The organism is Paenibacillus sp. F024, assembly GCF_057814255.1.
The window spans coordinates 56,464-69,648 of the sequence record NZ_JBVASZ010000004.1; the positions used below are offsets into that span (position 1 = coordinate 56,464).

General features: G+C 37.5%; 11 protein-coding genes. All 11 read right to left on the bottom strand.

Features of this window, described 5'->3' with window-relative positions:
* Window positions 1–250 precede the first annotated feature (250 nt).
* The 11 genes from ACZYR9_RS06485 to ACZYR9_RS06535 all read right to left on the bottom strand — a co-directional run bounded on the left by ACZYR9_RS06485 (window position 251) and on the right by ACZYR9_RS06535 (window position 13,103).
* Window positions 251–736, bottom strand: a complete 486-nt coding sequence (locus ACZYR9_RS06485) for a Mov34/MPN/PAD-1 family protein (protein WP_488977652.1) — start codon at window positions 734–736, stop codon at window positions 251–253.
* Window positions 729–2,549 carry a ThiF family adenylyltransferase gene (locus ACZYR9_RS06490; RefSeq protein ID WP_488977653.1) on the bottom strand — a complete coding sequence of 607 codons (1,821 nt, stop codon included), beginning with the start codon at window positions 2,547–2,549 and terminating at the stop codon, window positions 729–731. Before ACZYR9_RS06490 ends, ACZYR9_RS06485 begins: the two co-directional genes overlap by 8 nt.
* Entirely contained in the window at window positions 2,542–3,648 is a 1,107-nt protein-coding gene (locus ACZYR9_RS06495) for an SMODS domain-containing nucleotidyltransferase (RefSeq protein WP_488977654.1), read from the bottom strand. The genes ACZYR9_RS06490 and ACZYR9_RS06495 overlap by 8 nt, the downstream gene beginning before the upstream one ends.
* Before the next feature lie 14 nt (window positions 3,649–3,662).
* Window positions 3,663–5,201 carry an SAVED domain-containing protein gene (locus ACZYR9_RS06500; RefSeq protein ID WP_488977655.1) on the bottom strand — a complete coding sequence of 513 codons (1,539 nt, stop codon included), beginning with the start codon at window positions 5,199–5,201 and terminating at the stop codon, window positions 3,663–3,665.
* Window positions 5,202–5,518: 317 nt separating this feature from the next.
* Entirely contained in the window at window positions 5,519–6,313 is a 795-nt protein-coding gene (thyA, locus tag ACZYR9_RS06505) for a thymidylate synthase (RefSeq protein ID WP_488977656.1), read from the bottom strand.
* A gap of 45 nt (window positions 6,314–6,358) precedes the next feature.
* Window positions 6,359–6,889: a tyrosine-type recombinase/integrase gene (locus tag ACZYR9_RS06510; RefSeq protein WP_488977657.1), complete on the bottom strand. Its 531-nt coding sequence runs from the start codon at window positions 6,887–6,889 to the stop codon at window positions 6,359–6,361.
* A 14-nt stretch (window positions 6,890–6,903) separates the two neighbouring features.
* Window positions 6,904–7,281 carry a hypothetical protein gene (locus ACZYR9_RS06515; protein WP_488977658.1) on the bottom strand — a complete coding sequence of 126 codons (378 nt, stop codon included), beginning with the start codon at window positions 7,279–7,281 and terminating at the stop codon, window positions 6,904–6,906.
* 226 nt (window positions 7,282–7,507) lie between these two features.
* Complete coding sequence (locus tag ACZYR9_RS06520; RefSeq protein WP_488977659.1) at window positions 7,508–8,161, bottom strand: hypothetical protein; 654 nt, start codon at window positions 8,159–8,161, stop codon at window positions 7,508–7,510.
* The gene (locus ACZYR9_RS06525) at window positions 8,158–10,104 is read right to left on the bottom strand and encodes a tyrosine-type recombinase/integrase (RefSeq protein ID WP_488977660.1); all 1,947 of its coding nucleotides are present in this window, start codon (window positions 10,102–10,104) and stop codon (window positions 8,158–8,160) included. The genes ACZYR9_RS06520 and ACZYR9_RS06525 overlap by 4 nt, the downstream gene beginning before the upstream one ends.
* The gene (locus ACZYR9_RS06530; protein ID WP_488977661.1) at window positions 10,101–11,969 is read right to left on the bottom strand and encodes a site-specific integrase; all 1,869 of its coding nucleotides are present in this window, start codon (window positions 11,967–11,969) and stop codon (window positions 10,101–10,103) included. Before ACZYR9_RS06530 ends, ACZYR9_RS06525 begins: the two co-directional genes overlap by 4 nt.
* Before the next feature lie 9 nt (window positions 11,970–11,978).
* Window positions 11,979–13,103, bottom strand: a complete 1,125-nt coding sequence (locus ACZYR9_RS06535) for a tyrosine-type recombinase/integrase (protein ID WP_488977662.1) — start codon at window positions 13,101–13,103, stop codon at window positions 11,979–11,981.
* Between the last annotated feature and the right edge of the window lie 82 nt (window positions 13,104–13,185).

Below are 13,185 nucleotides of genomic sequence, written 5' to 3' on the forward strand. Positions count from 1 at the left end.
ATTTTTCGGTAGTATAATTTTGATGATTTTATTGTAAGATCAAGCCTTCCCAGCTCCATTTTCTGTACTCACCAGTAATTATTTGATTAATATATGCGTCAATGTTTCCTTATTTATGTTAGCATCATAAGTTATAAAATGCTACCCTTCATTCTATCCTACAATCTGCCGCCGGCGACCGCTAGAGGTTTATTCTGTAGCTATCGTTATCATCAAACCAAAAATTCCTTTGAGCAAGTAATTACGTTGTCTATCCATCTTCTTTTAACATTATCCAAAATTTTTTGTTTGGAAATATTGAACAAGATGTCATCCAACCTGCATCGGGGTCGCCCCCTAAGATAAACAAAATAGGCTCTGGACAGTTATACTTAGGATCGCCTGATATTTCTCTTATTTGTTTACGGTCAATAAAACTAGGTGTAGGAAGAGAATTTGGGTGAAAATGCCACTCACCCAAATAATACTGACCATCTTCCCATAAATCTGAAAGTAAAGCTTTTAATTTATGAGTCCCCCTGAAAAATTCGTGTGTCTGATGTTGGGAATCTTCTGGTGGACCCGTAATATGAGTTATCAAAGCAGAGCAACCATCCTCTGAATACTTGCCAATTAATATTCCACCAGTTTCGAATGGCATTTTATCTCGACAAAATCCTAACATTTGTTCGATGATTTCACTGCTAAACACAACTGTGTATCTAAAGATATCATGATGATAAATTTTTTTATTCATCCCACTGCTCCTTATGGACCAGTTCTACACCGCTAAACATGCCGTCATCTGATTTCTGCTCATAAATAAGTAAAGTGGGTCTACTTGCTGGATTAAGAATATAATTTTCAATCCCTTTTACTACAATTGCAGACATCAACCATACGTCATCAGTTCTCGCAGGAAAAACGGGGTGCCAACACCCAATACCGTCTCTAGGAAGTTCATTTTCCGTATAACTATTCTTTTCCTTCTCAATCCAGGGATTAAGCATACTAAAAAAAGTATCCGCAGAAAAATTTATTGTCCTATGGGTATAAAAAAATAAACGTTTTGCTGCATAACCCAATGATGCAGAAATGAATATTTTGGGACTACTGAGAGAGAGAGTCTGTAACTTATATATGACATCATCTTCTCCAGTACAGTCTAAAATCACCCGAAAATTAGTAACGTCCAACTCATCGGAAGGAAAACGCGCCATGATTCCCTCTACCTTGCTATGCGGTACACAATCATTTAGTTTTTTTGATAACGCCCACGCTTTATTTTTCCCAAGAAACCGCATATCTAGGGTATGTCTCATTAAATTTCCCACCTGCAGAAAATCAATATCAACAATTTGTAGTTTCTGCAAGTCTGCTCGTACTAATTGTTCGGCGACCATGGAACCTAGAGAACCTGCCCCAATTTGAAAAATAGAGCTTTGTGAAATTCTCGAGTCGAATCTTCCTCTAGTTAATATTTCGTTCCTATTCCAATTTTCGGTATTGATCCAGTTAATCTTGTCATTCTTATGCAATATCTGCGTTTTATCCCTATGCCAGTAACCCATTTCACCTTTACGAAACCCATTAGCATATAAATTACCATATGATAATATCGGCAACTTAATTGCCTGCCAGTTTATTACCATAGCACCTTCGCCAATGACTTCAGGAATGGGAAAACCAAGTAAAATAAAGTGATGATTTCCATCACGAAATAAAGGTGCATTGTCCTTTATAATGTCCATCAAATTTATGCTCTGAATCAATAATATTCTTTGAAGTTCTCCCCATGTAAGTGGTACATGCCATGGTTCTCTAATAGGTACTTCAGACAACTTTATCCAGATACCTTTTCTGGTGTGTTCCTCCAAGTTAGAAATTGTAGTTCCCCAGTTAGGTTGATAATAATCATTATTTTTCATTAAATATTTTCTGGCAACCCATACTTCTGGGTCACTTTTCAATTTGGAAAATTCTACTTTACCGTGTATCTGTTTTAAATCTAACCATTTTTGAAGGGAAATAGGACTTTCTGAAAAAGCAATTTTTTCAATCGACTCACTCGGAAAAGCGGGTAGTTCATACGGGTATCCTGGGCATGATAACTCGTTTTTTGAAGCCAGTTCAATCCAGTGTATCGCTCGACTGAAATGCCAAGACAACCTATTTGAAGCGTCCTGAGGTTCAATGTCATTTCCATATCTTCCAAGAACTTTAACAGACGTATCAAGACATAACTTACCTTTTCTCCATGGTCTATCATCACTATATGTTGCATTATAGTTTTGATGGGGAAACGTGACCTGAATCCCCCCTTGAGTTGCAGGATAAAAACCAATCTCCCCCCGTGGATACTCTGGGTCAATTAAAACATACCAAAAGTTCAGCTTGCCTACATATTCGGTGGTAAAAATATCTAGATTAATTGAGCAAAAAAGGACCCATTTTTGAAGCACTGGGTCCCAACGTAGATCTTCAAGTAATTCAACTTCCTTAAAACTTTCAATTGCCCTTCTACCAATTAACAACAATTCATTCGGGGCTTCTGTTTTTAGATTAAGCAAACCTTCCACCACCAGGGGTAGACTTTTCAGTTCTGGATGAAAACCCACCTATAGAACTACTGTTTGTGGTATTGGTCTCTGCAGGGGGAGGGGGAAACTTACTGCCAAATAGTTCTCTCCATTTGTTCGCACTTTCCTTGACAGTCGTAGCATCTAAAGCTTCCCGCGCTATAATAGCAGCTGTTTGCACATTCTTATAAAATGCTTCATATTCTTCATCTGTGATTCTTGCGAAAACATCATGATTTGGCACACCATGATCAGATAAGAAGGGTTTGTCAGGATAATTAGACACAATAGCTTCCAACGAAAGTGTAACACCTTCTGCTATGGAAGATATCCCGTCAGGGCAAGTTTGACCTATTAGATGTTCAAGAGGGTAGCTTTTAGGATGATTATCTGGATCATTTACACGTTTCCACCATTTCAATGCTTTGACCACATTTATAAAATGCCCATTACAAGAATCATTTTTGTTCCACGTCCAGCGTATTTGTTCTAGCGGATGGGTTTCCTTCCATTCCTGAACATTTCGATCCGGTATGTGTAAAGGGCAAGTTTTCCACTCGGCTTCATTATTTGCAAATTCTAAAAATCCCCGTACTTCACTGTTATATTGATGAGCTGGTAAGGACTTTACAATTGATTCTAATTCTTCAATGGTAGAATCAGCTTCCACACTTTCATTTTCTAAAATTCCACTCTCTGCTTCTGAAGGAGCAGAAGTAATCACCACATCTAAATCTACATAGCTAAGCTCAATTCCAATTGATCTTCCTTGGAAACGATATTTGCCTTTATAGTGTTTTTCCATGAATGGCTCGAAGACTTTCATCGCCTCTTCAGGTGAATACTCATCTTTATCTAATTTCGTAACTACAATGACATCCACATCGGAACGTTGGTCACTCTTGGGTCTAACAGCTGTCGATCTTCTATAACTTCCTTGAAGAAAAGTACTTACAATAATTGTTGAAAGAACATCATCAGCCTCTAAACGTTCACGTAAAGTTTTATGGCCTTTGATAAGCTCCTCTACTTGATTCTTTGTTAAACGGATATCAGTTAGGAAGTCATTAAAATAGGTTGGCAACTTCATCTCAAACACACTCCTTAATAGGGAAACGTTATGGTCGGTTGATATCCACCTGGTGTTTGTTTGGTAAAATCATATTCATACATAGTGCAGGCTCCAAATGATTTGGACAATTGACCAATGAAAAAAATTAATCCATTAGGACCGGAATAAAAAATATGGAGATGAGCCAGCCGTTCTTTAATCAGACGACTTCTAAGCTTTGTGCTAATTCGATTAGCAAGAAAGAACGCATGATTTGCATCCACTATCGAAGTTGCACCTGGACCTCGTCCATTTATATAACATGTGATCATCCGTCCTATAGGGAGACAAGCTTGTTCAATGTAATAGGCTACATCATCTGAAACATCGTGAGTTGCGGATATTGCAATTGCCACGTCAGATCCTTTATCGATTAACTGTTCTACATAAGTCCAATCATTGTAATCTCTGACAAGGGTTTTATCAGTAGGTCGCCAAACTCGTTTTCCCATAGTAAAACTTTTTTGGATTGGAGCTATATCTATTCCACATTTCACATCTAATTCATGACCGGCGGCGAATGCAATTGTAGCATGAGTATCGAGATCTAAGTCGTAAGCTCGTCCGGTTGAGATATTAGCCCTAACAAAATCAGTTAAAGTTGAAACTACATCGCTTTGCCATCTGAAATTATCTTTTAAGTATCTGCCATCAAAGTACTTTGTAAAACAAACCATAGCATCCGTTTCATTTTCCATATTCTCAGCCCAACGAGGAAAACTTCGAATACCTAGCTTGGTGAATAGAGCACTCTCAACTTGATTTTTTTCCGTATATAGTCCTTCAGAACGGCACCATTCAAGCAATTCATCACGTGTGAATGTTAATCTCCCTTTTTTTAACAATCCTTGTACTAAATCGACATATTTGTGAGTTGTTGAATCTGCGTCAATTGGCATCAAACCAGCTGAAATCAGCTGTATATTGAGTTGGTCGCCTAACATATTAATATTACCTGAATTGGGGTAAATCCTTAGTGACTCCAGAACATTAAACAATTCATTGTCACTATCTAATTGCAAGTGTTCCCGCCAGATTCTTCTAATCTTACCCATTCGACTTCCGTCCGTTTTTCCGACCATTAATTTGTCTAGACGTAATTCACCACCAATATTGCTTACCAGTTCAGCTAATGGATCTTGCGCCGCGATACCCCATGGTGTTACTAAGAAACAGCGGCATTCTTTTCCTTTCGCTTTCTCTATTTGCACTGCGGATTTTAATCGCTGTAAAAAAGAAACCGACTCAGCGTTAATAAAAGCTGGGTCAATGAGGCTGGAACTCTCGATTGCACCATTTTGCGTTACGTGAAATTTAATTTGGTAATAATCAGCATGAATTAGTTTTCCTCTTTCATCCGGTATGGGAGTTTGGTATTCTACTACAACATCGTCAAATGATTTTGAGGCATCATATTCATAAGAAACACTTTTTATTTTAGAGTGGGCATGAAATATATTACAAGCCTTACTCCAAAAATACAAAGCTTGATAATCATCACCCAGCATACGTGAAATAACTGATTTGCTCATATGCACCCTCATCTAATCAATTTAGGTATATTATACCATAAATCTTTCCTACCTCTGACTAGAAATCAGGTAGCATAACAAAAAACCTCTAATACGTCTAAACGAAGACGCTTAAAGGCTTTATAGTAAGTAATTCAACTAAAGTGTAAAATCCATCCTTATAAACGTTCTCCTTCTGTTCATCCATCTCCACCGCTGCCGATTAAATGTTATTTTCTCTAATTTTGCTCTTCGTTTAACCGCGTAAAATAAAAACCTCTGTCTTGATCGACTGATCGAAGAAAATTTATTCGTATATCCTTTTTTCATCTTCATACCTAAATAGCTATAGGAGCCTTAATACCAGGATGGGAGTGATATCCTTCAAACTCAAAATCATCGAATTTATAATCAAAAATGGAGTCTGGCTTACGTTTAATAACAAGTTTGGGTAAAGGATACGGCTCTCTTGTTAACTGCAATTGAACCTGCTGAATATGATTTAAGTAGATATGCACGTCGCCACCAGTCCAAATCAGATCTCCAACTTCAAGATCACACTGTTCCGCCACCATATGAGTTAGGAGGGCATATGATGCCAAGTTAAATGGAAGTCCCAAGAAGGAATCAACAGACCGCATTTGGAACATACAGGACAGCCGGCCTTCAGCTACATAAAATTGAAAAGCATAATGACAAGGCGGTAAAGCCATCTGGTCCACCTCTGCGACATTCCAAGCACTGACCAAATGCCTACGGGAATCGGGATTGGTCTTTATTTGATTTATGACATTCGTTATTTGATCAATGATTTTACCATTAGGGGCGTGCCAGGTCCTCCACTGAGCACCGTAGACTCGACCAAGATTGCCCTCCTCATCGGCCCATTCGTCCCAAATGGTAACACCATTCTCACGCAGATATTTAACATTCGTACTACCGCTTAAGAACCACAGGAGTTCATGTACGATTGATTTAATATGCAATTTTTTTGTTGTCAGCAGTGGAAAGCCTTCAGCTAAATTGATTCTCATTTGTCTTCCAAAAACGGAAATGGTGCCTGTCCCGGTTCGATCCTCTTTACGAACGCCATGTTCTAATACATCACTAAGTAAATCTAGATATGCTTTCATTGTTCACCTCTTCAGATACTTTCTTCGCCGCGGCGTAAGACATTATTAAATATCATTATATAACGAGTCAAGGTTTTTAACTATAATTTCATTACCATACATTAAACTTGAAATTTCAGACATTGTGTAATCCAACCTTATCAATTCCGAAACAAATGTCTGTCGTAATTGACGGGAATTCACTTGATACATCGCTAAAATTTTTTGGAGTTGGCGAAGGCCTAACGCTTTTACTTGATCCTTAACAAACAAGTATTCGCTCGAATCATCTCGTTCGTTTAGATATTCATCTACTACCCTAACTACATTTTTATGAAGAGGGATCTTACGTACGATACCCTTTGGAGATACAACCCTTAAGACAACCAAGTTCATATGTTGCATAACATCTTGCCTTCGTAGCCTTAAGCATTCATCTACCCTGATACCTGTATACAGGAGTATAGTCACAATAGCTTTATTTAATAAATTGGGGTCTTGTTCTAGTGAGCTTATCAACATTTTTACACGGAGCGAATCCAGTGGTAATGCACTTTTATTATCTCCTATGAAATTAATAATGTATTCCTCCCACACTGCATTAGCCTGCTTTATTCAGCTATCCAACATTCCTTATATATATCTTTAGCTTCTTCTATAGGCATTTTTTTCAAAAGCTCCTCAAACTCAAGAATGATCGCAGACGCATCCATTGAATCTGCATATTCAACTTTATCAAATGCAGCTATTAACGAACCAATCGCCTGTTTGAAAGTAATCTGATTACTTATACTATGAGAAATATTATCTATAAATAATTCACTATTAGAAAATGCCGCTTTTTGAAGAATTGGGTCTTTGGTCTTTAAAAACCCACGGATTGATTCAAGATAATTTGCAAAAGTGTCTTCACCCGGAAGTTTATCAATATGACGATCTAAAACATTGATTAATAAAGCGACTTTTTCAGTATCATTTAACAATGTCATGTTTTTTCAACCCCGATACTTTTTTGACCGCAGCTCGTTTTTAAGAAGTTGCAGTTTTTTTGAAAATTCTCGTTAGAATGCCCAGAAGTCTGCTCTTCAAGAGCCATGTATTATTCGGTGAGAAGCCGTCTATACTGCTAGCTTAGCCAGTTTGAATTACGGACTGTGTTCTTTGTTGCCAGTACGTCTTGCAAATTTTTATACTTAGTTTGCAACTGATAACTCATCAATGTTTATTATCTTCCCAAGGAAATTGAATTAGATTATTTTCATTGACGCTATGTTTGGCCCCTTCTACCTTACTCTCAATTTTCAAAATTCTGTTACTCATTTCAGCAAGTAATTGATTTTGCCTCTCGATGGTTTTCCCGCGCATGTTAGCTAATCTTTTATATTTCTTTAACTCATGTTCCATATCCTTAACCTGATAAACCCATTTGGCGACTTCCATCCTGCTTTTTTCTAATTTGTTTAGCAAGACCAATTTGTCATCGCCTCTTAATTCTGGTTCTTCATGCTCATTCATTAAGCCGTTACCGGTTAATTGACCAATTTTTTGCAATAACCGCTCGCGAAATCTGTTAGTCCATTGAAATCTTTTAGGATGCTTGAGTGTATTTCTGTCACAACCGGCTAATTCGGCTATACGCGTCCAGCTTACAAATCTAACGGAAATTTTCTCTTCTGCCTTGTGCAATCTTTTAATCTCATGCTCTATTCTTTTAAACGTGATTCTGATTTTTACATTTTGCTTCCACCAATCCGTTTGATTCTTTTGGTCATACGGGCTACCCGTTATCTCAAGGCGATCATCTTTTTCGATCCATTCATACTCTGAATTCTCATTCAGCAATTGCTTGATGAAATCTGGACAACTCAATCACTCACCTCATTTGCGTCAAAGCCTAACCCTTCTAGGACCGATCTCGCCTCTTTTACAAACGCCATGTGAATATCTTTTGCGTGTTGCATTTGTGGATCATGGAGTTTTTTTACATTCTCTTCTAGGACTTTTTTCCAGATAGGTATTTTATCTGTTGTAATCACAGCATTGTGACATTGATTGGGATTACATTGAAGTTGTCCAACACATGGTGGATGTTCCAACCTACCGCTTGGTTTAACAATGTCTTTTTTACCACCACAATACCCCAACCCAACATCAGCAAAGGGTAATGAATTCGACGCCAAGTGATCAATGATTTCATCGAGATCCCAACCTGCAAGCATCATACCCTGAAAAAATTCTTCACGTCTCTTTTTAAAATTCTCTTTATTTCCGCCTTCTATCGGTGAATCTGGATGATAAAGCGATCTGGCTAGATCCTGTTGAGTTTGCCGTATAGCTGTTGCACTATTAAATATTTCTTTAGAAATTCCTCCATAGCCAATTGTAACATTACTAACAGTTTGTACGGAGGAAACCGCACTGTGTAAATGTTTCAAATGATAAGTTATATAGGGAATTCCCAATTCTGCCCGAACCATGTGCAGTGCCAATGTATGTCTTAACCTATGCGGTGATATTTTGTTGGATTTGTCCTTAAACTGATTCAGTGTATCAACTTCATCTACATAGTCCTTAAGTGCATTTACTAAACCAGTTAGTGACATTGGCTTCGCTTCTTCATCACGGTACACTGCAAAAATATTTGAAACCAGATATTGGTTAAATGTAAATCTTGTTATTTTCTCGAGAGCTGTAACCGCATCAATAACGATTGGACATGCAATCCATTGGTCTCTATCTACTGGGACATTGCTGGGGATAAACTTGGTCTGTGTCCCTAGTAGCACCGTTTGACCCGTATCTAGTTTACGCAAGCAACCAACCTTAAATGAAATAGCCTCACTGTATCTAGTTCCGGTATATTGAATTAGCAGATAAATTGCAGCCCTTTGAAGTCGTGTAAGCTTTTTTGAAAAGTCATTGACAGATATATAATATTTCCTCAAGAAGACTTGCCTCTGCAAACTCGTTCCTTGTCTTCTTTTTCCCATCGATAAAGAATGCTTCTTATCGATTTCTCTGATTGTAACGTAGTCCTCAAACATCTGGTTTAAATCAGGGCAACATTCAAAGAGTCCTTCATTTTTTGCATCATGAAGCGTCCCCTTTATATCACACTTTTGTAGAAAACTATACACATCTTGGGTTGCTTGCTTACTTAAAAATCGGAAAAATTTATCGTCGAACGGTTTATCACAATAACTATCAAATTCCTGTCGCTTTTTCCTTCTAACAAATACAAGATTATCTAAGTCCGTTGGAATCCATTTCACTGGATATTTCATATATTGTTTGCTTACAGGACTGCATATGAAAAGGAGACTTTGTTTTAACCCATATTGTGCATATTCAAATGTATCAAGTGCTTCACTTATATCCTCTAATGTAATATCCTCTAATGTTGAAATAAACGATTCACTTTTTATTCCCACTATATCCAAACATTTTTCCTTAAGTACATGTTCTAAGAAACGAATTAGTGTCGCAATCATCCCTGCTACAGTATTAATTTTATACCCAGTCCCTCCCCTACGCTGAGTATTACTGTAAACTCGAGGTACCTTTAATAAGAAAAATGTAATTATTTTAAGATCTTTAATAATCTCCTTTGTTAGTTCTTGCGACCATCTCCCCCAATCAAACTTCAATTTATCATCGGGCACCGAATTCATTCTTTGTTTAGTTCTGTCTCTAAAATCCCAAATATCCTCTTCAAAATAATTCTTTGAGGATACAGGATGTTGGGGATTAACAGTAAACGTACCTTTTACTACGTGCTCCCATTCAATGAGTTCTGATTTAGCCAGTTTCATAACGTTTCCTCACTCACAGGTTTATAGGTTACTGGATCGATGAATACATCCATATATCTGGCCGACTCAACAGCGATCTCAATATCAGTTTCATCAAACTCACTCTTTGTCGGGTCGAGTATCTTTTCAATAATACTGAGTGTATTTTCGTAGAAAAATGAATTGGGTAAATCGTTCATGTTAGAACTCTCAATTTGTTTTTTATAAACCGCTAACATGGGAAGATGGTGCTTCATGATAATCACATTATTACAGAATAGGCACATATTAAAACGGGTACATGCTTTATTAGGCTCATAATTGGGACTATTCTTCACTTGCTCCGGCGGGTCAAATGGATTTTTGCAATCGGCTACGATTCCTTTATAAATGATTGAAGGATTGTCTGGAGAGTTACATTCATCATTGCTATACGAAGGCTTATTCTCTTTTGCCCAAACTTGGTTTTGATGTATGGTTTCTAAAGCTTTAAGAATTTCTCGTCTTGCTGTAAGTTCAAGATTCCGCTTAGATAAATAACGGAGAGTTGTTGTAATACTAGCATGTCCAGCCTGGTTCATGATCTCGAAAAAGTCATATCCTCTTCTCACTAAATTAGTAATCCTAGTTGGCCGAAAACGCACTAAGTTAAAATTGAGAGGCTTCCCGTCTGAGCTAGTCAAATTATATTTCTCGACCATTTTTTTGCACCAGTCTGAGGTTACTCCATTATCAAGGGCTTTAATCTTCCCACGATCTCTGTTGCCATATAGCTGATGAAGAAATAATTTTTTCTGCAAATGGGGCGGGGCTTCCACCCTGATATCCTTTGTTATTTGTTTAATCCGCTCAATCGTTCGTTTTATGATTCGGGCCTCTTCATTTTTTAACTCCTTGACCTCAGTGTTTTTGTCATATAAAGATAAATGAAGTTCCTTTTCACCTGAACTTCTTTCCTTATAATATTTAATGTAAGGTACTCCGCTTAAAGGATGCTCATCTTCATAACAATCTACAGAAAGATCTAAAACAGAGTCTGGATTCATCCCTGTTTCGGCTATCAATTTAACTAATAATGGCATAACTAAATCTGGCTTGACGAAGGGAGTAATTCCAAATGAAGCATAAATCCCCTTTAAACCACCAATGTGTGAATAATACTGGGTGGCTACAGATATAAACCGAGGATGCTTTTCTAAATTTTCTTTAGTACCAAATATAGGGATGCAATTCATTTTATTTTCAAAATACCATTGCAGATTATCAATATGTTTCCAGCCCCATCCTTCAGGATAGCCGATACCATTCTTCCGGGGAGGTTTTAACTGGGGATCACGCCCTTTTCCGGTTTTGACATAGGGACCTTGGTCAATTACTTTGAGTACATGAGTTAATTCCATTTGCATTGCCGAAGTAATTTGGTCATATTCTTGATCCGTGTAAGCCTCATGATTCGTTGTTTCACGAACAGGGTCGGGAACAGCAACAGGAAACACATGGTCAGAAGCCGTAAGCTTCTTCTGAATTGCATATTCCATGACCTGCTTTATTCCATATATAATCCCATGTACTGAAGCAGACGTAATGTATTTTGGATTTGTAGGTATATTAGTCTCATTTATGAAAGTTTCAAATTTAACTAACGCGAACTCATCCCAATGCTTTGCTAAGTAAAATCTTGGATCAGAAACTAGAGAATCATCATAATTTGCTGTAGTTGTTAAAAAAGTCTTATACCAATTCAATGATGATCGAATGCTTGTACGTCTCGATTTGTTCTTCATTGCAGCAACTCTTTCAAAAATATAATCTACTTGCACCAATGGCTCACTAATTGTTGGTTGTGGCAGCTTTATAGGCATTGATACTAGATTACTAATACTCATCAACTAAATTCACCTGGCCTTTATTCTGCCTCGCCTTTCCAAATGTAATTTTTGAGGCTTATAAGTACGCTCAAATATTTCTTGTGATTCTTCGAATCGGCATCTAATTCCTTGCTTTTCATCTTCATTTCTAAGATTGTCTAAAGCCGGAAATGGAATTGTCACATACATTTCGGTCGTTTTGATATCTTCGTGACCGAGAACCTCTTTAGCTAACACCAGTCTTTCTAAGCGATCGTTGCCATGCTCACTTTTCAGTATGGATACAGCGAAGCTATGACGAAATTTATGTGGTGAGAATTTACTTGGTTCCATTCCATTTCTTACCGCCGTAGCCCGAAACATTGTTTTAATGGCGTTGGCCGTCAACACATTCCCATGAATATTTAAAAAGCATGGAGGGTCCTTCAACTTCACCGTTGTTTTCATATAAGTTTTCCAGTTATTGTGAAGCAGATTTATACGTTGAATCATCGCTCTGGATATAAGCGTATACCTGGGCTTCTCCTCTCCTCCTCTCCCTTTAGAACCGCTTATATACAAATCAAAGTACATTTGATCTTCTGGGTAGTTGGATAAATTGGGAATATCATTTTTCTTGATTCTTGGAACCTCAGAGACACGAACTCCGCAATCATACAAAAAATGGACTAAACAGCGTTGACTTTCGTCGTGCATAAATGTCATAAATTCAATGATTTCTTCCTTTGTAAGATACTTAGGAACCTTCTTTTTAGATGCCGCGCTTTTAAGTTTTCCTTTTACGTATCCACTTTCCTCTCGAACAGTTCCTGCTTCCGTTGAGGTTAACCATTCCATGAAACCTTTTATTGCAACATCTCGATTTCTTATGGTTGAAGCTCCAATTCCTTCTTCCTTTAATTGAATAAAATAATTATCGATGTGGTCTCCATCAATAGCGCAAAGCAGTTCATCGACTGAATAGTCATCATTGCCTCCCAGCTCCATTACATATTCACAAAAGTACTTAAGTGATTTAGAGTACTGATGTAACGTACTAGTACTTAAACGAGGTTTCCTAGCCAGACTCCTTATATAGTAGGTCGGAAGTTGAATTACCCTCTCATGTTTATCCAAATAAATACGTTTATCGGACTCACCAATGTAAAGCATAGAGAACACCCCTTCCTATAAATTTATTATTAATTTCATACTAGCACGGTTGTATTCCTAGTCAACAGATTGTACAATTAGT